The following is a 22332-nucleotide window of genomic DNA, read 5'->3' as shown; positions in this document are numbered from 1 at the left end:
AGATGACCGTGACGGCAAAGGCGCCTCCGGCGGCCGACGAACGGCTGAGCAAGCCGAGGCTGCTCGACCAGTTGGTCGTGCGTCCGGAGATCGGCGCCCTGCTCGGCGCACTGCTCGTGTTCCTGTTCTTCTCCGTGGTCACCGAGCAGTTCCTGAGCCTGGGCGGTGCGGCCACCTGGCTCGACGACGCCTCCATGCTCGGCATCATGGCGGTCGCCGTGGCGTTGCTCATGATCGGTGGCGAGTTCGACCTGTCCGCCGGTGTCATGACCGCGTCCACCGCCCTCGTCACGGCTCTCCTCGCCACCCAGCTGGGCCTCAACGTCTGGCTGTCGTTGCTGGTGTCGCTCGCCTTCGCGTTGTCGGTGGGCGCGTTGAACGGCTGGCTCGTGATGCGCACGGGCCTGCCGAGCTTCATCGTCACGCTGGGCAGCTTCCTCGCGTTGCAGGGCCTCAACCTCGGCGTCACGCGCCTGGTGACCGGCAGCGTGCAGGTGTCGGGCATGCGGGAGACGGCCGGCTACGAGTCGGCCGGCTTCCTGTTCGCGTCGACGTTCCAGATCGGCGGCACCAGCTTCTACGTGTCGATCATCTGGTGGGTGCTGTTCACCGTCATCGCGTCGACCATCCTGGTGCGCACCAAGTTCGGCAACTGGATCTTCGCGATCGGTGGTGCCGCGCAGAGCTCGCGTGCGGTCGGTGTGCCGGTCGTGCGGTCGAAGATCCTGCTGTTCATGACCACGGCGTTCGCGGCGTGGCTGGTCGGCTCGATCAACATCCTGCGGTACGCGAGCGTCCAGGCGAACCAGGGCATCGGCCTCGAGTTCCAGTACATCATCGCGGCGGTCATCGGCGGCTGTCTGCTGACCGGCGGCTTCGGTTCCGCGGTGGGCGCTGCGATCGGCGCGCTGATCTTCGGCATGGCCCGGCAGGGCATCGTCTACGCCGGTTGGAACAGCGACTGGTTCCAGCTGTTCCTCGGCGTGATGCTGCTGGCGGCCGTGCTGGTGAACAACATGCTGCGGCGCCGGGCGGAAAGGGTGAAGCGATGACGTCCCTGATCGAAGTCGAGAACATCGGCAAGACCTATGGCAGCGTCATCGCGCTGAGCGAGGTGTCCACCGTGGTCAACGCTGGTGAGGTCACCTGCGTGCTCGGTGACAACGGCGCCGGCAAGTCCACGCTGATCAAGATCTTGGCCGGCGTGCACCAGCACGACCAGGGCTCGTTCAAGGTCGAGGGCAACGAGATCCGCTTCTCGTCGCCTCGTGAGGCGCTGGACCACGGCATCGCGACCGTGTACCAGGACCTCGCGGTCGTGCCGCTGATGTCGGTGTGGCGCAACTTCTTCCTGGGCTCGGAGCCGACGACCCGGTTCGGTTTCCTGGACCGCCGCAAGGGCCGGGAGATCACCAAGAAGGCGTTGTCCGACATGGGCATCGACCTGCGGGACGTGGAGCAGCCGGTCGGCACGCTGTCGGGTGGTGAACGGCAGTGCGTCGCCATCGCCCGCGCGGTGTACTTCGGCGCCAAGGTGCTGATCCTGGACGAACCGACCGCGGCACTCGGCGTCAAGCAGGCCGGTGTGGTGCTGAAGTACGTGGCCCAGGCGCGTGATCGCGGCCTCGGCGTCGTGCTGATCACGCACAACCCGCACCACGCCTACCCGGTCGGCAACCGGTTCCTGCTGCTCAAGCGCGGCCGCGCGCTGGGTTCGTACGAGAAGTCGGAGATCGGCCTCGAAGAGCTCACCCGCCAGATGGCCGGTGGCGCCGAGCTGGAAGCGCTGGCGCACGAGCTGCGGGGTGTCGAGGCGTGACGTCGTCTCTGGAAGTGCTGACGGTCGGCCGGGTCGGTGTCGACCTCTACCCCGAGCAGTCCGGGGTGCCGCTGGCCGAGGTCAGCACGTTCGCCAAGTCGCTCGGCGGCACCGCGACCAACGTCGCGGTCGCCGCCGCGCGGCTCGGCCGTCGAGCGGGTGTGCTGACGAAGGTCGGACCGGACGGGTTCGGCACCTACGTTCGTTCCGCGCTGGAAAGCTTTGGCGTGTCGTCGGAATACGTCGGCACGTCACCGGACTTGCTGACGCCGGTGGTGTTCTGCGAGCTCAACCCGCCCGCGGACCCGCCGTTGCTGTTCTACCGGCTGCCGATCGCGCCGGACCTCACGCTGGACGACGAAGACGTGCCGTGGTCGCTCGTGCGTGACGTCCCGTTGTTGTGGGTCACGGGCACCGGCGTTTCCGCGGAACCCGCACGTGGCACCCAGCGGATGATGCTGGCGAGCCGGGCGCGCAACGGGCACACCGTGCTGGACCTGGACTACCGGCCGATGTTCTGGCCGGACGTCAAGACGGCTCGCGCCGAGATCAGCTGGATGCTCGACCACGTGACGGTCGCGGTGGGCAACCGGACCGAGTGCGAGATCGCGGTCGGCACTTCTGACCCGGACGAGGCCGCCGATCGCCTGCTGTCGCACGGAATCTCGCTGGCGCTGGTCAAGAAGGGCGCGGAGGGCGTTCTCGTGGCCACGCCGGAAGGCCGCTGGACCGTGGAGCCGAACCCCGTCGAGGTCGTGTGCGGGCTCGGTGCCGGTGACGCGTTCGGCGGTTCGCTGGTGCACGGCCTGCTGTCCGGCTGGGACCCGGTCCGGATCGCCCGTTACGCCAACGCGGCCGGCGCGATCGTGGCGTCCCGGCTGGCCTGTGCGGACGCGATGCCGGACCAGAAAGAGATCGAGGAGTTGCTGTGATCACTGATGGCCAGTGGCGCGAACTGCTGTGGAGGCGGGCTGAGGATCCCGGCTCGATCAGGCGGGCCTACCAGGCGCGCAAGCGGCGCAACTCGTTGCTGAACGGCAAGTCCACGCTGTTCCTGGTCGCGGCGGACCACCCGGCTCGCGGTGCTCTCGGCGTCGGCGGCGACCCGCTGGCGATGGCCGATCGGCGGTCGCTGCTCGACAGGTTGCTGACGGCGCTGGCGAACCCTGCGGTCGACGGCGTGCTCGGCACACCGGACGTGATCGAGGACTTGCTGCTGTTGGACGGCTTGAACGAGCGCGTGGTCATCGGGTCGATGAACCGCGGCGGCCTGGCCGGTGCCGACTGGGAGATCGACGACAGGTTCACCGCCTACGACGCGTCGTCCATCGCGTCGTTCGGGCTGGACGGTGGCAAGATGCTGCTGCGTTTGGTCGACTCGGACCCCGGCACGATCCCGACGTTGGAAGGCTGCGCGCGGGCCGTCACGGAACTCGCCGAGCACGGCCTGATGGCGATGGTCGAACCGTTGCCGTACAAGCGTGATCACAACGACAAGCTGGTGCTGCAGAAGGACTCCGCCGCCCTGTCGCGTGCCTCTGCCGTGGCTGCGGGACTGGGTGCGACCTCCGCATACACCTGGCTGAAGCTGCCTGCGCCGGACGAGCCGGAAGTCGTGCTGGACACCACCGCATTGCCCGCCTTGGTGCTCGGCGGTGTTCCGTCCGCGAATCCCGAGGACGACCTCGCGTCGTGGGGCCGCTCGCTGCGCCATCCGACCGTGCGCGGCCTGGTCGTCGGCCGTGCGCTGCTCTACCCGCCGGACGGCGATGTCGCCGCTGCCGTCGCTGCCGCCGCCGAAATCCTGCGTACCGCCAAGGGAGTCACGGTATGACCCTGCACCGTCCACACGGGACGCTCTCGACCGCGGCCGAGGTCGTCCACCTGATGCCGGAGGACGCGGGCTGGACCTACACCGGTCTGCGGGTGCTGCGGATCGAGGCAGGCTGGGTGCACACGATCGAGACCGGCGAGTACGAGGCGTTCGTGCTGCCGCTGGCCGGATCGCTGACGGTCGAGGTCGACGACTTCAGATTCGAACTGCAGGGCCGTGACTCGGTGTTCACCCGCGTCACGGACTTCGCCTACGTGCCGAGGGACGCGTCGGTCGTTCTGTCCTCTGAGGACGGATGCGAAGTCGCGCTGCCGATGGCGCGTTGTGCAAAGCGCCTGACGCCCAAGTACGGCCCGGCCGACGGCGTTCCGGTCGAGGTGCGCGGCTCTGGCAACGCGACCCGTCAGGTCACCAACTTCGGCGTGCCGGGCGTGTGGGACCACGCGGACAAGCTCAACGCGTGCGAGCTGATCACCCCGGACGGCAACTGGTCCTCGTACCCGCCGCACAAGCACGACTCTTCCGAGCCGTGTGAGGTCGAGAACGAGGAGATCTACTACTTCCGCATCGCCGACCGTGATGGCGTGACGCCGTCGCGTACCGGCTTCGGTTTCCACCGCACGTACACCGACGACGGCACGATCGACGAGGACGTGACCGTGCGCGACGGCGACGTGTTCCTGATCCCGCGCGGCTACCACGGTCCGTGCGTCGCGGCGCCGGGTTACCCCATGTACTACCTGAACGTGCTGGCCGGGCCTGGTGCAGCTCGGTCCATGGCGTTCTGCGACGACCCGGCGCACACCTGGGTCCGCGACAGCTGGGCCGACCAGGAACTGGACCCGCGTTGCCCGGTCACGACCGCAGAGGGGCGAGTGAAGTGAAGCTGACGACCGCGCAGGCACTGGTCCGCTGGATGCTGGCCCAGCGCACCGAACTGCTCGACGGCTCGCACGCGCCGCTGTTCCCCGGCGTGTTCGGGATCTTCGGCCACGGCAACGTGCTCGGCCTGGGCAACGCTCTGGAAGAGGTCCGCGACCGCATGCCGGTCTGGCGCGGCCACAACGAACAGGGCATGGCCCTCGCCGCAGTGGGCATCTCCAAGGCGACGCACCGCCGCCAGGTGGGCGTCGCCACGTCGTCCATCGGCCCCGGCGCTCTGAACATGGTCACCGCGGCCGGCGTGGCCCACGCGAACCGTCTGCCTCTTCTTCTGCTGCCGGGCGACACGTTCACCGGCCGCGCCCCCGATCCCGTGCTGCAGCAGGTCGAGCACTTCCACGACCCGACCGCGACCGTGAACGACGCGTTCCGCGCGGTCAGCCGCTACTTCGACCGCATCACCCGCCCCGAGCAGCTGCTCTCAACGTTGCCGCAGGTAGCCCGCGTCCTGACCGACCCGGCCGACTGCGGCCCCGTGACTCTGGCCCTGCCGCAGGACGTCCAGGCCGAGTCCTACGACTTCCCCGACGCGCTGTTCGAGCCGGTGGTCCACCGCCCGTTGCGGTTGCGCCCCGACCTGCAAGCTCTGGCCGAGGCCGCCCGCGCGATCCGCGCCTCGTCCCGCCCGCTCCTGGTCCTGGGCGGCGGCGTCCGCTACTCGGGAGCCGCCGGCCGCGCCCTGCGCTTCGCCGAACAACACGACATCCCCGTCGTGGAGACCACCGCCGGCCGCACCCTGATCCCGCACGACCACCCGCTGCACGCCGGCCCGTTGGGCATCACCGGCTCCACCTCGGCCAACGTCCTGGCCGGCGAGGCCGACCTGATCATCGCAGTGGGCACTCGCCTGCAGGACTTCACGACCGCGTCCTGGACCGTGTTCTCCCCGTCAGCACACATGATCTCCCTCAACGCGGCCCGCTTCGACGCCGTCAAACACGGCTCGTTCGCTCTGGTCGCCGACGCCGACGAGGGCCTGCGCGAACTGACCGACGTGCTGGCCTCCTGGCAGGCCCCGACCACCTGGGCCGCCCGCGCCCGCACCGAACGCGCGAAGTGGGACGACCACATCTCCGCGCTGCGCAAGCCTTCCTCCAGCCTGCCCACGTACGCCCAGGTGGTGGGCGTGGTCAACGACGTGAGCGGCCCCCGCGACTACGTGATGACGGCCTCCGGCGGCCTGCCCGGCGAGCTGATCGGCGGCTGGCGCGCAACCGGCGAGTCCACAATGGACGTCGAGTACGGCTTCTCCTGCATGGGCTACGAACTGGCCGGAGCCTGGGGCGCAGCCATCGCCCACACCGAGGGCGTGGTCACCACGCTGCTCGGCGACGGCTCGTACCTGATGCTGAACTCGGAACTCTTCTCAGCAGCCTTCGCAGGCCACGGCTTCGTAGCCGTCGTCTGCGACAACGACGGCTATGCGGTGATCCACCGCCTGCAAACGGGCCAGGGCGGCGCGGGCTTCAACAACCTCTACGCCGACTGCACCTCCAACCACGCCGAGCCACCACGCACGGACTTCGCCGCCCACGCTTCCGCCATGGGCTGCGCGGTCTTCCCCGTGACCTCGCTGGGCGACCTCGAAGGCGCCTACCGCAAGGCCCGCGAGGTGGCAGTCACCGAGAAGCGCCCGGCCGTCGTGGTGATCCGCACGCATCCGTCGTCGTGGACGGAGGCCGGGGCGTGGTGGGAGGTCGGCGTGCCGGAGACGTCGCACCGTTCGGAGATCGCAGCCGCTCGCGAGGAAGTGCTGGAGGGCAAGGCCAAGCAGGTCCGCTACCTGGGCTGAATCCGGTCGAGGTCCGCGAAGAGTTCCTCGATCTTGCGAACTTGGCCGCTGTCGCCGATCTTCGCGTAAAGCTCCATGGCTTCGAGATGGTGCCTGCGTGATACATCGCGCTCGCCCAGCATTCCGTGCGCGGCTCCCAGGCAGGCAGTTGCCATGGCTTGCATGGCGATGTCACCTGCTGCCTGTGCATTGGATCTCGCGTCTTCGAAGAACGGCAGGGCCTGTCTCTCGTGGCCCTTGAACATCAGGATGTTTCCGATCTCTTGGAGCGCCATGGCGTTGCCTCGCTGGTTTCCAGTTGCCGCGCAGATGCGGCTTGCCCGCATCTGGTAGCTGTGGGCTTTGTCGAGGTCGCCCCGCTCTCTTGCGATGCCACCGAGGTTGTAGAGCGTGTGCCCGACGAAGTGGTCCATTCGCCTGTCGGCCGCGAAAATTCCCAGCACGAACTCGAAGGAGCGCTCCGCGGTGTCGAAGTCTCCTTCGCGCCACGCCGCACTGGCGAGGTTGGACGTCAGCCCGATGACGGCTCCGCGGTGATCGAGAGCGCGGTAGATCTCGATGGCGGCCTGGTAGTGCTCCTTGGCAGCGGCGGGCGCTTGCCTGGCCAGATGGTAGTTGCCGATCTCTCCGATCACCGATGCTTCCATTTCGCGATCGCCGAGCTGCCGAGCGGATGCGAGATAGAGGTCGTACAGCCTGGGCCACTCACTCCAGCCCTGGCGGAGCTTGAAGTACTCCCCGAGATTCGACATGAGCGCAGCGACCTGTTCAGGTCGTCTCCGCTCGAAGCTCTGCTCGATCATGCCGGTGATCAGATGCCACTCGAGGTCGAGCCAGTCCGCTGCCTCGTGGGCGTGGTTGAACCGCGTGAACTTCGGGTTCCGGCTGACTGGGGAGAGCTTGCCGTTGGCTTCCTCTGTCACACCGGTGACGTGGATGAGCAGTCGGTCTCGCGCCGATTCCAGTTCGGCTGTGCTCGTCGTCGTGGCGCACTCCGCCGCGTAGAGCCGCAGCAGGTCGTGGATCTTGAAGCGGCCAGGGGTTCGGCCGTTCTCGGCCAGGTGCACTCGTCGCAGGGAGTTCAGCAGCCTTCGGGCTTGGCGAGTTCCTTGGTTGAGCAGAGTGGAGGCGTGGTCTACCGAGATCTCTGCTGCCGGAACGAGCGACAACAGCTGAAACAGCCGTTGCTCAGCCGGGGCGAGCCGGGCGTAGGAGGTGGCGAAGGCACGCCGCACACCCCTGTGCCCGTCCGGCATCTCCAGCTCATCGAGCCGATCGATCGGAGGCCTGAGCAACGAGGCCAGCTCGGCCACTGAAAGCGAGGTGTCGTCGGCGAGCACGGCTGCCACGATGCTCAAGGCCAACGGCAACCTGTCGGCGAGCTCAGCCAGTTCTTCCGTCAGGATCCTGGGGTCGTCAGGACGCCTGGTGGTGAGTGCCGCGGACATCAGCGCGATCGCCTCCTCGACCGGGAGCACGTCGAGTTCGATCAACCGGGCGTTCAGTTCGGCCAGTGCGTGCCTGCTCGTGACGAGCACCCGATGCCGCGTTGAGCCGGGCAGGAAGCCTCGGACCTGTGCTGCAGACGTGGCGTTGTCCAGGAACACCAACACCGGCTCTCGCTGCTCGTTCAGCTGCGACCGGTACAGCGCCTCGCGGGCCGACTGATCTGCGGGTATGTGTTCCTGCGGGACCCCTAGGCCAATGAGCAGAAGCGTCAATGCCGCGCTCTCGTCGAGGTTCGCGAAGACGGCCCTGCCACTGAACTCAGTCGCTGCCTTCAGTGCGAGCGTGGTCTTCCCGATCCCGGCCAGACCACTGACCACGGTGACGGGTGAGACCTGCAGCGCGTCGGTCACCGCGGCGAGGTCGGCGGCGCGACCGGTGAACTCGGCGTCGAGCGCAGGCAGCCCGGCCATAGCAGTGGGCGGTGGCGCGGAGAGGTTCACGGTGCCCGCCTGGACCACGGTGCCCCACACCGATCCGTTGACTTCGTTGTTGACCCAGTGCGGCATTCGCCCGTTCTACCGCATTCGTACCGAGCGTGATCGCCCAGTGACTGAGACGACCGCGCCGCCGGGAACAACACGCCGCCAGTGATCCCTTGAACAGTTGGTTAGGTCTACGAACTGTTCTAGGGAGCCTCCCGTGAGCCTGCTCTTCTCCCCGCTGACCCTCCGGTCGGTCACCCTGCCCAACCGCATCGCGGTGAGCCCGATGTGCCAGTACTCGGCGACCGACGGCGTCCCGAACGACTGGCACCTGGTCCACCTCGGCAGCAGGGCCGTCGGCGGTGCCGGCCTGGTGATCGCCGAGGCCACGGCCGTCGAGCCGCGCGGCCGGATCTCGCCGGAGGACGTCGGCATCTGGAACGACGAGCAGGTCGAGGCCTGGCGGCGGATCACCGCGTTCATCAAGGAGCAGGGCTCGGTTCCCGGCATCCAGCTCGCCCACGCCGGGCGCAAGGCAGTCGGTGACTGGGTTCCGGTGGCGCCGACCACAGAGCCGTTCCCCGGTCTTAACGTGCCGGAGAAGGTTGAGAGCCACACTGACGTCGTGAAGGCGTTCGTCGACGGGGCGCTCAGGGCGGTCGAGGCCGGCTTCGAGGTGCTCGAGATCCACGCCGCCCACGGCTACCTGCTCCACGAGTTCTACTCGCCGCTCACGAACGAGGGCAGCATCGAGGAGCGCATCGCCGTCCCCGTCGAGGTCACCGCCGCCATCAGGGCAGCGGTCGGACCGGAGGTGCCGGTGATCGTCAGGATCTCCGGCTCCGACTGGGTCGACAACGGCTGGACCGTCGACGACAGCGTTGTGCTGGCACAGGCGCTCAAGGCCGCGGGTGCGGACCTGATCGACGTGTCCAGCGGTGGCAACACCGCGCAGGCGGACATTCCCGTCGGGCCGGGCTACCAGGTGCCGCTCGCCGAGGCGGTGCGACGCAAGGCAGATGTGCCCACGGGTGCGGTCGGCCTGATCACCGAGGCGACGCAGGCCGAACAGGTGTTGACGGACGGGTCCGCTGACCTGGTGCTGCTCGCGCGCGAGTTGCTCCGCGACCCGTACTGGCCGCTGCGCGCGGCACAGCAGCTGGGTGTGGAGGTCAACGCACCGAGGCAGTACGCCAGGGCGTTCTGAAAGCGCCCTCAGAGTTCAAGGGCTGGGTGACTGATGATCAGCCACCCAACCCTTGAACCCGTCAGGCTGAATTCAGCGACGGTAGTCGTCGTAGTCGTCGTACGGGTCGTCATGTGGTTCGTCACCACTACTCCCGTTCGACAACGACGTTTCGCCACCAGACAGCTCGCGCTGCAGCGCAGCGAAGTCGGTCTCATGAGAGCTGTATTTGAGCTCCCTGGCGACCTTCGTCTGCTTGGCCTTCGCTCGGCCGCGCCCCATGGCTCGACCCCCTCGCACAGGGACGGGGGCGGCCGGGGGAACGGCGGCCCCACTCGTCTCGACAACTAGTTCCTGGTAACTACCGTACCGTGCCGATGGGGTTCCTCGCGACGCGGTAGGCGTGACACGTACCGCCAAATCTCGCGGCCCCCCTCGCGTGGAAGGATGCACAGGTGCCCAGACCGTTCGTCGCCTACCTTCGGGTGTACGAACCGTTATCGGTGTTGGACGCACCGCTAGCGGACAAGGTCAGAAAAGCCCTGGAAACCGGGCCCATCCCCCGCTCGGAGGTCGGCGACCGGGAACGGGAACTGTGGTTGCGATCACAGTTGGCCGACAAGATGCTTCCGGGCGCGTCGCAGTTCGACGTCATGACGATCAGCCCGGCCGAGGTGCCGACCTCTGAGGCCGCGCGTGTCGGCCCTGGGCCCCTCGTCTGCCCACTGGACCTCAGGGCGCGCTCAGCCGCCGCTCTGGTGGGCTTCCTGGCCTCTTCTCCGCCGATCTTGCAGGACGCCGCGCTGAACGTGGCTCCGGAAACGGTCCGTGCGCGCGCGTCCGCCGTGATGGCCGAGCTCTCGGCAGGAGCGGTCCACGTGATCTCCACGACGTGGACGGTGCCGCTGCCCTGGTTCGCCCTCGTCGATCCCGCCCAGCGCCGCGTGGTGCTGGCCAGCGCCCAGGACGACCCGGAACGGCAGGTCTCGTGGCGGGTCGCGATGGCCGACGCACGCCGCCGCGTCGCACGGGCGCTCAAGGTCGTGAAGTCGTCGCTGGGCGAGGACGGGCCGGCCAAGGTCCTCGCCGACACCGGACGCTGGCTGGAGCACTTCCACCCGCACTCGGCGGTCGAGCTCGACTACGGCGGCCTGGTGCAGCTGCTCGAGGACAAGGACCTCCTGGAGGACACGTCCGCAGCCGACGTCAACGCCATCGTCGACGCCCTCGAAGCCGGTGACGCCGAGGAGGTCGCGTTGCGCTACGAGACGCTGCGCGAGTTCTGGGGCGAGCTGGCCCGCCGGGAACGCCACGGCTGAAGCAGCACCCAGCCCGCCACCGAGGCCACTCCGGCGAGCACCATCGCCGCCGGCCACGCGACGTGCACGGCCACCCAGCCGGCCAGGCCGGGCGTGATCGCCGCGCTGAGGTAGTTCGAGGTGTTCTGCATGCTGATCGCGGTCGCGCTGCGGCCCTCCGGTGCCAGCTCACCGGCCTCGGTGACGGCGAGCCCGTTCCACGCCAGCGCGACCACGCTGGTCGGCACCAGCACGGCGACCAGCACCGGCAGCGGCGCCTGGTCCAGCGCGGCGGTCAACGCGAAACCCGCGGCCATTACCACGGCGAGGATCCGCAACGGCCCGACCCGGCTGCCGACCCGGTCCGACCAGATCCCGGCCGCGAGCCTGCCCGCGCCGCCGAGGGCCTGAGCGATCCCGAACACCACGGCTGCCGTCGTCACGGTCAGCCCCCGGTGTTCGTGCAGGAACGGCACCAGCAGGGTCGCCGCGGTGAACTGGGGAACCACCAGCAGGCCGCTGGCGACGGTCAGCCTGATCAGCCTCGGGTCCTTGAGCACCAGGCCGTGTTCGCTGCTGCCACGCGTGGCTCCCGGCGGCTCGCGGACCAGCAACGCCACCGCCAGCGCCACGAACGCGGTCACCGACGCCAGCACCACGAACGCGACCGGGATCCCGTGCACGATCGCGATGCCGGGCAGGAACGCCGCGGTGAGCGCGGCACCCAACGGTGTCGCGGTCTGCCGCACGCCCATCGCCAGCCCGCGCCGGCCGGAGCGGAACCAGGACATCACCGCCCGTCCGCTGGCGGCGTTCACGCTCGCGCCGAACAGCCCGGCGCCGAGCAGGGCCAGACCGGCGATCCACGCGTTGCCGAGCGCCACCCCGAGCAGACAGGCCGCGGCACCGAACCCGCCGATCGCCATGGCCAGCCGCTCACCGCGCCGGTCCGCGAAGAAGCCCCAGGGCACCAGCGCGACCATCGTGCCCAGGTTGACGGCGCCGAGCAGCAGTCCGACCTGGGGCAGCGTCAGGCCGAAGTGATCACGCAACTGGGGGCTGACGGCGGAAAGACCGAGGAAGACCGCCGCGTTCGTGCCCTGCGCCAAAGCCCCGATGCACAGCACGACCCAGCGGTACCCCATGAGGGCACGCTAGGTCGGCAGTTCAGAAAGTGGAACGCCCGTCTTATCTCTTGGGACGGTGGTGGCCGCGCTCGGCCGCCAGCAGCTCGTCCACCGACGCACTCCCGCGCTGGTAGCGCGACGCGATCTCGGCGTTGAGCTTGTCGACGACCACCTGCACCTCGCGCCGCCGCACCGACACCGAGGCCTCTTCCGAGATGAACGTCTCCAACGCCTCGGCCAGGCGATCGTCGGACAACTTGCTCACGTCGGAGAGGTCGACGTCGGACACCAAAGCCTCGACGTGCCGTTGATGCGCATCAGCACGTGACGGCTCATGGGTCTGGTACCGGCCGAGGCCGGTCGCCGGACCAACGGCATTCGTGGACAGGATCGTGGCCAGTTGCTCGACCACCGCCGAGCCGCCGGAGCTGCGGCGCTCCTGTTCCGCGCGCACGATGTCGATCCGCGCGTGCAACAGCCGCCGCAGGTAGGACAGGTCGGTCTCTTCCTGCGCTGCCTCGTCGCGGAGTTCGCGCACCTCGACGAGCGGGCGCTGCTCGACGCCCTCCGTGTAGTCGGGGGCGAGCACCCTGTCGATTCGGCGGCGCCCGCCAGGACGCACCTCGATCACGTGTCCATCCTGCGGTAGATCCTCCTCGCCCGCCAACACATCCCATGCACCAAAGTTGTCTCAAATGTGCACGCCCAGGAGCTTTCGCGTCTCATCTGGTGACAAAGCAGGCCGTTGCGCGATCTTCGCCAGACCTGCTGCGCGCGCTACGAGCTGTGCGTTGTCCCGGACGGGCACACCACGTGAGTAACTGATCGTGTCTTCCATACCCACTCGGAGGTGGCCACCCGCACCCAGTGCGGTGAACATCACCGGAATGGTCGTCCTGCCGATCCCGGTGGCGGAAAACGTTGCACCGTCTGGCAGAGCGTTGACTGCGGCGACCAGAGTGGCCGCGTCACCGGGCATGCCGCCGGGCACGCCCATCACGAAGTCGACGTGCACGTGGCCGCCCGCCGGCAGGCCGTGCTGGTCCAGCAGACGCTTCAACGACGCGAGCTGGCCGATGTCGAAGATCTCGTACTCCGGCACGATGCCGCGTTCCTGCATGCCCTTGTGCAGGGCGACGATGAACTCCCAGCGGTTCAGGAACACGTCGTCGCCGAAGTTGACCGTGCCCATCGTGCAGGACGCGGAGTCCGGCATCGCCTCGAGCACTCGCAGCCGGTCCGACTCGGGGTCGTGCACCGACCCGCCGGTCGACAGCTGGACGACGAGATTGGTCTGCTCGCGGAGTGCCTCGACGGTCGCCTTCAAGCGGCCGAGGTCCAGCGTCGGTTTGGCGTCCTCGCCGCGGATGTGGACGTGGATCATCGCCGCGCCGACCTGCTCGCAGCTCTGCGCCGTCGAGACCAGCTCTTCCAGGGTCACTGGAAGCTGCGGGACGTCGGCTTTCGCGTGTTCCGCTCCGGTGGGAGCGACGGTGATGAGCGTGCCCTGGGACATGCGCAGGACTCTAGGGCTCAGCCTCGCAGGTTGCGAACGGCTTCCCTGCCGAGACCTGGGGTGTCCGGTGGCACGGAATCAGGGTCGATCCGCGCCTGAACCTCCCGTTCGGGGGCTCCGGCGACGAGCTCCGACTCAATCGGAACAGATCGTTTGACCAGTGCCAACGCGATCGGGCCCAGCTCGTGGTGCAGCACCACGCTGCCCACCCGGCCGACCGCGCGGCCGTCCAGCGTCACCGGGTCGCCGGTCTCCGGCTGGGCGTCCGCAGAACCATCCAGGTGGAGTAGGAGCATCCGGCGCGGCGGGCGTCCCACGTTGTGGACCTTCGCGACCGTCTCCTGGCCCCGGTAGCAGCCCTTGTTGAGGTGCACGGCCGGGTCGATCAGGTTGACCTCGTGCGGGATCGTGCGCTCGTCGGTGTCGATGCCCTGGCGCGGCCGCAGTGCCTCGACCCGCAGCGCCTCGAACGCGAAGCTGCCGGCCGGGCGCGCGCCCGCGTCGGTGATCCGCTGCCACCACGAGGCCAGCTCGGCGCGCGGCACGAGCAGGTCGAACGAGCTCTGCCCAGGCCACGACGTGCGGCGCACGAAGCCCTCGCCCAGCGCGGCCACAGCCGTCGGCGGCTCGATGCCGAGCTTCTCCAGCAACGTCGGCGCGTCCGGGCCGATGACCGACAGCAGCGCGAACTCGGCCGTGGCGTCGCGCGGCTCGACCTTCGACCAGAAGACCATCTTCGTCAGGTACGCCAGCAGGTCGTCGACCTTCTCGACGTCGAGGAACACCGTGCCGCCGACGTTCGCGGCGACCATGTGGTGCTCGAGCCTGCCCTGCGCGTCGAGGATCAGCGCCTCGGTCGCGGCACCCTCACCGAGCTGCTCGAAGTGCTGGCTCGTCAGCTGGTGCAGCCACTTCAGCCGGTCCTCGCCGGGAATCGCGATGACACCCCGGTTGGAGCGGTCCACGACCACGACTGATCGAGCAGCCGAACGTTGCTCGGCGAACGGGTCGCCGTAGTGCCAGGCAACGCCTGCGTCAGTGGAATCGTCGGGCGGCGGGACGGCTCCTGGGAAGGTCACTCAGTGGTCTCCTGCTCCTGCTTCAAACAGTCACGGCACGTGCCGGACAGCGCGAGGTGGGTCGCATCCAGTTCAAACCCGTCGCGGTCCCGCAATGTTCCGACCAGGGGGTCGAGCAGCTCACACGGGATCTCGTCGATCCGGCCGCAGACGTGGCACACCAGGTGCACGTGCTGGTGGTCGTCGACCGAGTAGTTCGGCGCGCCGTGGCCCAGGTGCGTGTGCCGGACCAGCCCGAGCCGGTCGAGCAGGTCGAGCGTGCGGTAGATCGTGGTGATGTTGACCGTCGGCGCGGTCTCCTGGACGCGCTGGCAGATCTGCTCCGGCGTCGAATGGCCCAGCGACCTGACCGCGTCCAGCACGAGCTGGCGCTGCGGCGTCATCCGCATGCCGCGGTCGTGCAGCGTTTTGCGCAGGCCTCTTGCGGTCTCCACAACCCCGATGTTAGTAGGCTCGGTCCATGCGCGTGCTGGCACTGCTCGACGGAACCCTCGCTGACCCCGACTCGCCGCAGATCCGCGTCGACGACCTCGGACTCATGCGCGGTGACGGTGTGTTCGAAACGATCCTCGTGGTCGGCGGGAAGCCCCGCGAACTCACGCCGCACCTGGACCGGCTCGACCGGTCCGCCGCCATGCTCGACATGCTGCCCCCGCCGCGTGCGGAGTTCGAGCGCGCGGTCGAGCTCGTGATCGGCAACTGGACCGGTGGCGAGGAGTTCGCACTCAAGCTCGTCTACACCCGCGGTGTCGAGGGCGGCGACGGCACGCCGACCGGTTTCGCGCTCGGCATGGAGATCGGCGCGAAGGTGCTCAGGCAGCGCGCAGAGGGCCTCTCCGCGGTGACGCTGGACCGCGGCATCGACGCGGACCTCGCCGACCGCGCGCCGTGGCTGCTGCTCGGCGCCAAGTCGCTGTCGTACGCGATCAACATGGCCGCCATCCGCGAGGCCGAGCGCCGCGGCGCCGTCGAGGTCATCTTCACGACGTCGGACGGCTCGGTGCTCGAGGGCCCGACCTCGACCGTGATCCTGGTGCGCGGCAAGACGCTCGTGACGCCGCCGTCGAAGCTCGGCATCCTGCCCGGCACCACCCAGTACGCGTTGTTCCGCGCCGCCGAGCGCGCCGGCTGGACCGTGCTCGTGGAGCCGATCCAGACCGGCGAGCTCTACGACGCCGAGGGCGTGTTCCTCGCGTCCAGCGTCCGCAAGATCACGCGGGTGAACACGCTGGACGGCAAGCAGCTGCCCGACTCGTCGGCCCTGCTGACCGAGCTGCAGAGCCTGTACGAGTCCGAGTACTGAGTTACGGCAGACCCGTGGCGACGGCGCTCATCAGAGTGCCGTTGCCCGTGTCACCGGACATCTCCCAGATCATCGCGCCCAGCATGCCCTTGCTGCGCAGCCACGCGGTCTTCTGCTGGATCGACCACGTGTCGTCGAACGACCACCACTGACCGCCGTTGCCCTGGTAGCAGTACGTGGCAACGGCCTGGGTGTCGTGGTGGATCGTGCAGTTCGGCACGCTCGCGATCAGGTTCGAGTACCCGCGCGTGCCCGCTTCTTCTGCGAACTGGCCAGGTGCGGCTCCACCTGCTGCCTGCCATTCCCCGTTCTTGCCGCCCGCGGTGACGTTCTGCCAGCCGCGGCCGTAGAACGCGAGCCCGATGGTGAGCTTGCGCGGACTGACTCCCGCGTCCAGGTACTTCTGGATCGCGACCTCGTTGCTGAAGTGGAACGAGTACGGGTCGTCCACGTCGACGTGGTTGTTCGCCTGGTGACCGGTGCGGTTCGGCTCCCACGAGTTGTCGCTGCCCGCGCCGTGGAAGTCGTAGCCCTGGACGTTGAAGATGTCCAGCGACTGCGCGACCCTGCCGAGCTCCCAACCGGCGTCCATCTTCGCCGGGTCGGCCGGCGTGAACGCGGTCAGCTGGTAGCGCTTGCCCGTCGTGGCGCCGAGCGCGTCGAGCTGGCGGCGGAACTCCTCGATCAGCAGCGAGTTGTTGACCTTGTCGTTGGGGCTGACGATGTTGCCCGCGTGTCCTTCCGCGCCGGGCCACTCCCAGTCGAGGTCGATGCCGTCGAAGATCCCGGCTGCGCTGCCGGGCCCGCCGGCGCCGTTGTAGGCCGGGAGATTTCCCTTGATGTAGATGTCGATGCACGACTGCACGAACTTCTTGCGCGCCGCGTCGGTGGCCGCGGCCGGCGAGAAGTACTTCGAGTAGGTCCAGCCGCCCAGTGAGATCAGGATCTTGAGGTGCGGGTGCTTCGCCTTGAGCTTCTTGAGCTGGTTGAAGTTGCCGCGCAACGGTTCCCAGCCGGTGTCCGCGACCCCGTCGACGGACTGGCCGGCCGCGAACGGCCTGCTGTAGTCGGCTTCCGCGTCACCGGCGCCGTCACCCTGGTTCGGGTCCTGCGGGTTCGGCGTGGTGCCCTTCGTGACGCCCTGCAGACAGGTCAGGTTGACCGGGTCGATGTTCGCGAAGGCGTAGTTGAGGTGCGTGAGCTTGGCGGCTGAGCCCGACGTGTCGAGGTTGCGCACGAAGTACTGACGGCCGTAGATGCCCCACTGCACGAAGTAGCCGACCTTCGCGTGCCCGGCGACGATGTCACCGGTGCGTTCGGTCAGTGCGTTGCTGGGCGCGGACAGGTTGTCGTAGATGTCGCGTGCGCGCACGGTGAACGTGTAGCTGCTCGACGGTGCGAGGCCGGTGACCGTCGCCGTGGTGCCGGAGACCGTCATCTTCACCGTTGTGCCGACGTAGACGTCGTAGTTCGCGACGCCGCGGTTGTCCGTGGAAGCGTTCCACGCCAACGTGATGCTGCCCGCGTCCTTCGTCGTGGCGCGCAGGTTGCCCGGTGCGGTGGGCGGTGTGGTGTCGTCGGCGGGGTTGTTGGTCGTGACGCTCAGCGCCGCGCTGGGGGTGCTTTGTGTCCCCTTGGTGTCCTTGGCCCGCACCGTGAACGAGTACGCGGTGTTCGGGTTCAGGCCGGTGACGATCGCGGACGTCGTGGTGCTGGTCGTCGCGAGCGTTGAACCGTTGTAGACGTCGTAGCCCGCGATCGGGAGCGAGCCCGCGGTGGAGGCGTTCCACTGCAGCGTCACCGTGCGCGTGGTCTTGGTCGGTGCGGCCAGACCCGTTGGGGCGCTTGGCGGAGTGTCCGGGGCGCCGCTGCAGTTCGCGTTGTTGATCCGGCAGGTGACCGGTTCGACGCCTGCGCTGATCGAGAACGTCGGGCTGTACGGCTCGGTGCTGCCGCCGGCCGCGACCGACTTGTTGTAGTGGGCGGGGGTCACGGTGACCTGGTTGCCGCTCTGGGAAACCGTGCCGTTCTGGCCGTTGCTGACCGTCACGCCGTTGGGCAGCGTGAAGACGATCGACCAGTCGGAGATCGCGGCGGTGGTGTGGTTGCGCACGATGAACTTGGCGGTGTTGTTGGCGACCGAGTAGTCGGCCGTGACGCCCGTCGGCGCCGGAGCGGGGTCACCGCTGCCGTCGCAGGCCATGTTGTTGATCGTGCAGGCGGTCGGGTCGGCCGCCGCGCTCAACGTGAACGTCGGGCTGTACGGCTCGGTGTTGCGCCCGGCGGGGATGTTGTTGATGTAGAAGGCAGGAGTGAGCGTCACTCTCGTGCCGTTCTGGGTGGTCGTCGCGTTCTGGACGTTGCTCACCGTGACTCCGGCCGGCAGGTCGAACTTGAGCGACCACCCGTTGAGCGCGGCCGTGCTCGCGTTGGCGACCACGAACTTGCCGCTCGTGCCGGTGCGGGAGAAGGTCGCGGTGATGCCCGTGGCGGCCTGTGCGGGCACCGCCAGAGCCACTACAGCGACCAGAACTGCTAACAGGGCAGGGATTCGGCGCATGCGGAACTCCAGGTTGGTAGAGATTCCGCGGCGGCCTGGAGTTACCGTATTTGGTCTGGACCACTTACGTCAACGCCGTGGTCTTCAGTCGATCGGGCGGAACCGCACGCTCGTTCCCGGCCGCGCCTGACCGAGAAACCGCAGGTGATCACGGTCGACGACACCGATGACGGGATAGCCGCCGGTCGTCGGGTGGTCGTTCAGGAAGACCACGGGCTGCCCGTCCGGCGGCACCTGGACCGCGCCGGTGATCACGCCCTCGCTGGGAATCTCGCCGTCACGACGATTCAGCTTGGTGCCGTTGAGTCGCGCGCCGACGCGGTTGCTGCGCTCGGACACGGTCCAGGACCCTTGCTGCAGCTGGGTTTCCGCATCGTCGAACCAGTCGTCCCGCGGTCCGAGCAGAATCGGGATGACCAACGTTTGCGGCACTTGGTGTGGTGGCACGACGTCCGCTCCGGCTGGGACGTTCGGCGTACCGAGCGGCAGAACATCGTTGTCCTGCAACGGGTCTGGACCGATTCCGGACAGCAGGTCGGTCGACCGGCTGCCGAGTTCCTCCGGCACGTCGATGCCACCGGAGATGGCGAGGTAGTTGCGCAGCCCGGTCTGCGGGGCACCGATCTCCAGGACGGCTTCGGCTTCCAGGTGCACGGGCTGGTGCGAGTCCGCAAGCCTGCCGTTGACCCGGACCTCCGTCGCCGGCCCGGTGACAGCGACGGTGCACGACCCGTTGGCCCGGATTTTCAGTCCACCGAGCAGCAGTTCCAGGCCGGCCGCGGTTTCCGCGTTGCCGACCAGCCGGTTGGCGAGCTTGAGCGAGTAGGGGTCGACCGCACCGGACGGCGGCACACCGAGATGCGCGTTCCCAGGTCGGCCGAGGTCCTCGATCAGCGCCTGCGGACCGGTGTGGAGGATCGTCACGCTGCGGTTCACGCGACCACGAACCTGACCTGGTCGCCGGGCTGCAGGAGCGCGGGCGTCGCGGCCTTGGGGTCGAACAGCGTGATCTCGGTGCGCCCGATCAACCGCCAGCCGCCCGGCGTCGCGCGCGGGTAGGCGGCGGTGAACTCGCCGGCGATGCCCACACTGCCTGTCGGGACCTTCGTGCGCGGGGAGTCGAGCCTGGGCTGCTGAAGCTCTTTCGGCAGCCCGGTCAGGTAGCCGAAGCCGGGCGCAAAACCGCAGAAGGCCACCTCGTACGTGGCGCCGGTGTGGAGCTCGACGACTTCTTCTGGGCTGATCCCTGCGGTTTCCGCGACGAGTTCGAGGTCCGGACCGTCGTAGCTGACCGGGATGGTGATCTCGCGCGAGTGGTGCGCGGGCACCTTGGTCAGGTCCGCGGTGGCAAGTGCGTCCCTGACCTGCTTCAGTGCGCCCTTGACGAGCACTGTCCTGGCAGCGGGAACCAGCTCTTCGATGCCCTCGAGCCCCTGCAATGCCGCGCGCACGGCCGCGACCTCGCTCAGCGAGTCGACTTCGACGAGGAGCGCATCGGTTCCGCAGCGCCGCAGCAGCATGCACACATGCTACGGGGAATCGTGGGATTGTTGAACAATCCCACGACCCAAGTTTCCCCGCGTGTCGGCCTACGGGCCTGGGTCAGCTCAGCCGACGACGCGCTTGAGGTGCGCAGACGCGTGGGGCTGCATCTGCTGCCCCATCATCGCGCGCTCCTCGACGTACGCGAGGTCACCGCTGACAATCCCGTACAGCCGCTGCGAGGCGAGCACTTCCTTGGCACTCGCAGTCCGGATCACGGCGTCGGTCTCGAACTCCCACGACGTCTGCGTGCGCGGCTTGCCGTAGTACAACTCGACGATGCCCGTGTTGTGCGTGAGCAGGAGCTCAATGGTGTCGTCGGGCTGCGGCCGCCAGAACCCCTGCTCCCGAGCCGCGGGCCGAATCACCTCACCGGCCTCGTTGAGCAGCCAGCTGCGCGCCTCGTAAACGAGGAACGGCCGCCCGTCGTGCGCGAAGGTGATCTGCTGCCCGAACCGGAACGGCCCGTCGATCGTCGGGTAGACGATCTCGCCTTCCCCACGCCACACGCCCACCAACGGCAGGACGCTCAAGAGCGCGTCGTTCAGGTTGGCGCCTTCACGCAGGTTCGCGGTGTCACCGGCAATCGGCATGTCCGTGAACTGCGGGAGGTTGCGCGCCCTGGTGGCGGCGGCGCGCTCTTCCGCCAGGCGGATGGCCTCGTCGCCACTGCCCGGAATCGGGGTGCCCGAGCTGGTCATCGCTGGTCGCTGTAGAGGCGGTAGACGACGTAGCCGGCGAACCACATGACGGCGATCGTCACTAGTACCAGGAGTCCCGTGAAGATGTGTTCCACGGGGGTGAGGATATCTCTCGGGGCTTGACGTGCAGAGTTGTGGTGGTGGACGACACCCGTGGCCCTGCGGTGGGCGCGGTCGGGTCGCCTTGCGTGGGTGGTCGCGTGGGGTGGCCGGACGGGCTTTGGTTGCGTCATCGCCGCTTCGCGACGATCGCGATTGGGGGCTTGACTTCGGGGCCCTTGCGAGGTGCTTGTCGGGCGGAAAAGGGTAGAACCTCGTACCCAAAGTCAAGCCCCAATCGCAAGCGTGCGTGCGTTCGGCTCGGTTCACTCGTTTGTGTTCACCTTGCGCCGTTATCGTTTTGTGATCTTGCGGTAGAGTAGAACACGTGAGCGAAACCCGACTTCTGTCCACCGGCGAGCTGCTTAGCAGTGTCGTCGACGAGGTGACGGAAATCCGGGTCCGCGAATCTGCGGTGATGCAGAAAATCGCCGAGTTGGATCGGCGTGGCGCCGCATCCGAGCTGGGGTTACAAGAATTTGGTTCAGGTGCTGCGTCATGCGGTGCGCTGGGATGCGAACACCGCCAAGAAATGGGTCGCGCACGCGGGTCTGTTGAGTCGGGAGATCACGCCGACCGGCAGCGAGCTCGAGGCCGAGTTGCCCGTCACGGCCGAGGCGGTGGCCGAGGGTGCGTTGTCGCTGGAGCATGTCGCGGTGGTGGCCCAGGTCATGCAGGATCTGCCCGCCGAGGTCGAGGGCCTGGTCGTGGACTATGCCCGCGACTACGAGCCGATGGCGGTGCGCAAGTTCGGCAAGGACCTGGCTTACGGCCTCTATCAGAACGACCCCGAGCCCCGTGACGCCGAGCCCGTCCAGCCGGTCAACGAGCATGTGATGCGGTGGGAAGACGGGCGGCTGGTGATCCGGGCGAAGCTGGACGCGGTGACCGGCGCGAAGTACGAGGCGCTGCTCGATCCGCTGGCCAAGCCCCGCCCCGACACGGCCGAAGAGGGCCCCGACCTGCGGTCCCGCGCCGAACGCGAAGACGACGCCCTGGCCGACCTGGTCGACATGCTCCTGCGCGCCGACCAGCTATCCGAGCACGGCGGCGAACCGGTCACCCTGACCCTGACCATGCGCTACGACGACCTGGCTGCTCAGGTCGGCCAGGCCACGCTGGACAACCAGGAACGCGTCCCGGCCGCCCAGGTCCGCCAGCTGGCCTGCAACGCAGGGATCATCCCGCTGCTCCTGGGCGAGAAGTCGCAGCCGATGGACATCGGCCGCAAGACCCGCACGTTCCCGGCGGGAATCCGGAGAATCCTGGTCGCCCGCGACCATGGTTGCGCGTTCCCCGGCTGCGGCAGACCACCGAAACACTGCGACGCCCACCATGTTCACCACTGGGCCGACGGCGGTGTCACCTCGGTGGACAACGCGGTCTTGCTGTGCCGCCACCACCACACACTGATCCACCACAGCGAGTGGACAGTGCGGATGGTCCACGGCATACCCACGTTCTATGCCCCGGCGTGGCTCGATCCGCAACGCAGGCCAAGACGCAACCTCCTCCACGCCGCAGCGGCATGACGGGCGGGCCCACGGGCTCGCCCGCAATGGACGTCGGCGATACCCGCTGACGCCATTCCGGGAGCGCGCCA

21 protein-coding genes are annotated in these 22332 nt (G+C 68.3%); 10 read left to right on the top strand and 11 right to left on the bottom strand.

Annotation, left to right across the window (positions count from 1 at the left end):
- Positions 1-2: 2 nt before the first annotated feature.
- From DI276_RS08815 to iolD, 6 genes are read left to right on the top strand one after another with little or no spacing between them, the layout of a single operon-like run.
- Entirely contained in the window at positions 3-1052 is a 1050-nt protein-coding gene (locus tag DI276_RS08815; RefSeq protein ID WP_112262798.1) for an ABC transporter permease, read from the top strand.
- Positions 1049-1819 (top strand): ATP-binding cassette domain-containing protein, encoded by a 771-nt coding sequence (locus DI276_RS08810; protein WP_112262797.1) that lies wholly within the window; start codon positions 1049-1051, stop codon positions 1817-1819. Before DI276_RS08815 ends, DI276_RS08810 begins: the two co-directional genes overlap by 4 nt.
- On the top strand, positions 1816-2751 hold the full coding sequence (gene iolC / locus DI276_RS08805; RefSeq protein WP_112262796.1) for a 5-dehydro-2-deoxygluconokinase: 936 nt from the start codon (positions 1816-1818) through the stop codon (positions 2749-2751). Before DI276_RS08810 ends, iolC begins: the two co-directional genes overlap by 4 nt.
- The gene (locus DI276_RS08800) at positions 2748-3653 is read left to right on the top strand and encodes a Cgl0159 family (beta/alpha)8-fold protein (protein ID WP_112262795.1); all 906 of its coding nucleotides are present in this window, start codon (positions 2748-2750) and stop codon (positions 3651-3653) included. Before iolC ends, DI276_RS08800 begins: the two co-directional genes overlap by 4 nt.
- Positions 3650-4537 carry a 5-deoxy-glucuronate isomerase gene (gene iolB / locus DI276_RS08795; RefSeq protein ID WP_112262794.1) on the top strand — a complete coding sequence of 296 codons (888 nt, stop codon included), beginning with the start codon at positions 3650-3652 and terminating at the stop codon, positions 4535-4537. The genes DI276_RS08800 and iolB overlap by 4 nt, the downstream gene beginning before the upstream one ends.
- Positions 4534-6387, top strand: coding sequence for a 3D-(3,5/4)-trihydroxycyclohexane-1,2-dione acylhydrolase (decyclizing) (gene iolD / locus DI276_RS08790; RefSeq protein ID WP_112262793.1), 1854 nt, complete (start codon positions 4534-4536; stop codon positions 6385-6387). The genes iolB and iolD overlap by 4 nt, the downstream gene beginning before the upstream one ends.
- On the opposite strand, the gene DI276_RS08785 is transcribed toward iolD, so the two are convergent.
- Positions 6375-8402, bottom strand: a complete 2028-nt coding sequence (locus DI276_RS08785) for an ATP-binding protein (protein WP_112262792.1) — start codon at positions 8400-8402, stop codon at positions 6375-6377. The two genes, iolD and DI276_RS08785, sit on opposite strands and share 13 nt — an antisense overlap.
- A 133-nt stretch (positions 8403-8535) precedes the next feature.
- Between DI276_RS08785 and DI276_RS08780 the strand changes: the two genes are divergently transcribed.
- Positions 8536-9525 (top strand): NADH:flavin oxidoreductase/NADH oxidase, encoded by a 990-nt coding sequence (locus tag DI276_RS08780; protein WP_112262791.1) that lies wholly within the window; start codon positions 8536-8538, stop codon positions 9523-9525.
- A 72-nt stretch (positions 9526-9597) separates the two neighbouring features.
- Here the strand turns inward: DI276_RS08780 and DI276_RS08775 are convergent, their stop codons facing one another.
- Positions 9598-9786, bottom strand: coding sequence for a DUF3073 domain-containing protein (locus DI276_RS08775; RefSeq protein WP_112262790.1), 189 nt, complete (start codon positions 9784-9786; stop codon positions 9598-9600).
- Positions 9787-9959: 173 nt separating this feature from the next.
- Here DI276_RS08775 and DI276_RS08770 point away from each other — a divergent pair, with 173 nt between their 5' ends.
- Positions 9960-10823, top strand: coding sequence for a hypothetical protein (locus tag DI276_RS08770; protein ID WP_112262789.1), 864 nt, complete (start codon positions 9960-9962; stop codon positions 10821-10823).
- Here the strand turns inward: DI276_RS08770 and DI276_RS08765 are convergent.
- The 5 genes from DI276_RS08765 to DI276_RS08745 are packed head-to-tail and all read right to left on the bottom strand — an operon-like array spanning position 10766 to position 14913.
- Positions 10766-11947: an MFS transporter gene (locus DI276_RS08765; protein WP_112262788.1), complete on the bottom strand. Its 1182-nt coding sequence runs from the start codon at positions 11945-11947 to the stop codon at positions 10766-10768. The genes DI276_RS08770 and DI276_RS08765 overlap by 58 nt on opposite strands.
- Positions 11948-11990: 43 nt before the next feature.
- On the bottom strand, positions 11991-12560 hold the full coding sequence (locus DI276_RS08760; protein ID WP_112262787.1) for an RsiG family protein: 570 nt from the start codon (positions 12558-12560) through the stop codon (positions 11991-11993).
- Between the two features lie 60 nt (positions 12561-12620).
- On the bottom strand, positions 12621-13445 hold the full coding sequence (locus tag DI276_RS08755; RefSeq protein ID WP_112262786.1) for a BKACE family enzyme: 825 nt from the start codon (positions 13443-13445) through the stop codon (positions 12621-12623).
- Between the two features lie 17 nt (positions 13446-13462).
- Complete coding sequence (gene ygfZ, locus DI276_RS08750) at positions 13463-14524, bottom strand: CAF17-like 4Fe-4S cluster assembly/insertion protein YgfZ (RefSeq protein ID WP_112262785.1); 1062 nt, start codon at positions 14522-14524, stop codon at positions 13463-13465.
- Complete coding sequence (locus DI276_RS08745) at positions 14521-14913, bottom strand: Fur family transcriptional regulator (RefSeq protein WP_198680528.1); 393 nt, start codon at positions 14911-14913, stop codon at positions 14521-14523. Before DI276_RS08745 ends, ygfZ begins: the two co-directional genes overlap by 4 nt.
- Before the next feature lie 71 nt (positions 14914-14984).
- Here DI276_RS08745 and DI276_RS08740 point away from each other — a divergent pair, with 71 nt between their 5' ends.
- On the top strand, positions 14985-15827 hold the full coding sequence (locus DI276_RS08740; RefSeq protein WP_112262783.1) for an aminodeoxychorismate lyase: 843 nt from the start codon (positions 14985-14987) through the stop codon (positions 15825-15827).
- 1 nt (position 15828) lies between these two features.
- Here DI276_RS08740 and DI276_RS08735 read toward each other — a convergent pair whose 3' ends face one another.
- From DI276_RS08735 to DI276_RS08720, 4 genes are all read right to left on the bottom strand, one after another.
- Entirely contained in the window at positions 15829-18345 is a 2517-nt protein-coding gene (locus DI276_RS08735) for a glycosyl hydrolase family 18 protein (protein ID WP_232836533.1), read from the bottom strand.
- A 126-nt stretch (positions 18346-18471) separates the two neighbouring features.
- On the bottom strand, positions 18472-19323 hold the full coding sequence (locus DI276_RS08730; protein WP_112262781.1) for a 5-oxoprolinase subunit C family protein: 852 nt from the start codon (positions 19321-19323) through the stop codon (positions 18472-18474).
- On the bottom strand, positions 19320-19907 hold the full coding sequence (pxpB, locus tag DI276_RS08725; protein WP_112262830.1) for a 5-oxoprolinase subunit PxpB: 588 nt from the start codon (positions 19905-19907) through the stop codon (positions 19320-19322). Before pxpB ends, DI276_RS08730 begins: the two co-directional genes overlap by 4 nt.
- Positions 19908-19994: 87 nt before the next feature.
- Entirely contained in the window at positions 19995-20630 is a 636-nt protein-coding gene (locus DI276_RS08720) for an FABP family protein (RefSeq protein WP_198680524.1), read from the bottom strand.
- 545 nt (positions 20631-21175) lie between these two features.
- Between DI276_RS08720 and DI276_RS08715 the strand changes: the two genes are divergently transcribed.
- Complete coding sequence (locus DI276_RS08715; RefSeq protein ID WP_157984591.1) at positions 21176-22261, top strand: HNH endonuclease signature motif containing protein; 1086 nt, start codon at positions 21176-21178, stop codon at positions 22259-22261.
- Positions 22262-22332 lie beyond the last annotated feature (71 nt).

The sequence above is a fragment of the Lentzea terrae genome (genome assembly GCF_003265345.1).
Lineage (GTDB): Bacteria > Actinomycetota > Actinomycetes > Mycobacteriales > Pseudonocardiaceae > Lentzea > Lentzea terrae.
Note: the sequence above shows the minus strand (reverse complement) of the source record. Positions and strands in the feature narration are given on the sequence as shown.

What these genes read in the sequence shown, in the direction of transcription:
- DI276_RS08815 (WP_112262798.1), top strand. Translation starts at nt 3, where the DNA reads ATGACCGTGACGGCAAAGGCGCCTCCGGCGGCCGACGAACGGCTGAGC.
- DI276_RS08810 (WP_112262797.1), top strand. Translation starts at nt 1,049, where the DNA reads ATGACGTCCCTGATCGAAGTCGAGAACATCGGCAAGACCTATGGCAGC.
- iolB (WP_112262794.1), top strand. Translation starts at nt 3,650, where the DNA reads ATGACCCTGCACCGTCCACACGGGACGCTCTCGACCGCGGCCGAGGTC.
- DI276_RS08785 (WP_112262792.1), bottom strand. Translation starts at nt 8,402, where the DNA reads ATGCCGCACTGGGTCAACAACGAAGTCAACGGATCGGTGTGGGGCACC.
- DI276_RS08775 (WP_112262790.1), bottom strand. Translation starts at nt 9,786, where the DNA reads ATGGGGCGCGGCCGAGCGAAGGCCAAGCAGACGAAGGTCGCCAGGGAG.
- DI276_RS08765 (WP_112262788.1), bottom strand. Translation starts at nt 11,947, where the DNA reads ATGGGGTACCGCTGGGTCGTGCTGTGCATCGGGGCTTTGGCGCAGGGC.
- DI276_RS08755 (WP_112262786.1), bottom strand. Translation starts at nt 13,445, where the DNA reads ATGTCCCAGGGCACGCTCATCACCGTCGCTCCCACCGGAGCGGAACAC.
- DI276_RS08745 (WP_198680528.1), bottom strand. Translation starts at nt 14,913, where the DNA reads ATGCGGATGACGCCGCAGCGCCAGCTCGTGCTGGACGCGGTCAGGTCG.
- DI276_RS08740 (WP_112262783.1), top strand. Translation starts at nt 14,985, where the DNA reads ATGCGCGTGCTGGCACTGCTCGACGGAACCCTCGCTGACCCCGACTCG.
- pxpB (WP_112262830.1), bottom strand. Translation starts at nt 19,907, where the DNA reads ATGCTGCTGCGGCGCTGCGGAACCGATGCGCTCCTCGTCGAAGTCGAC.
- DI276_RS08720 (WP_198680524.1), bottom strand. Translation starts at nt 20,630, where the DNA reads ATGACCAGCTCGGGCACCCCGATTCCGGGCAGTGGCGACGAGGCCATC.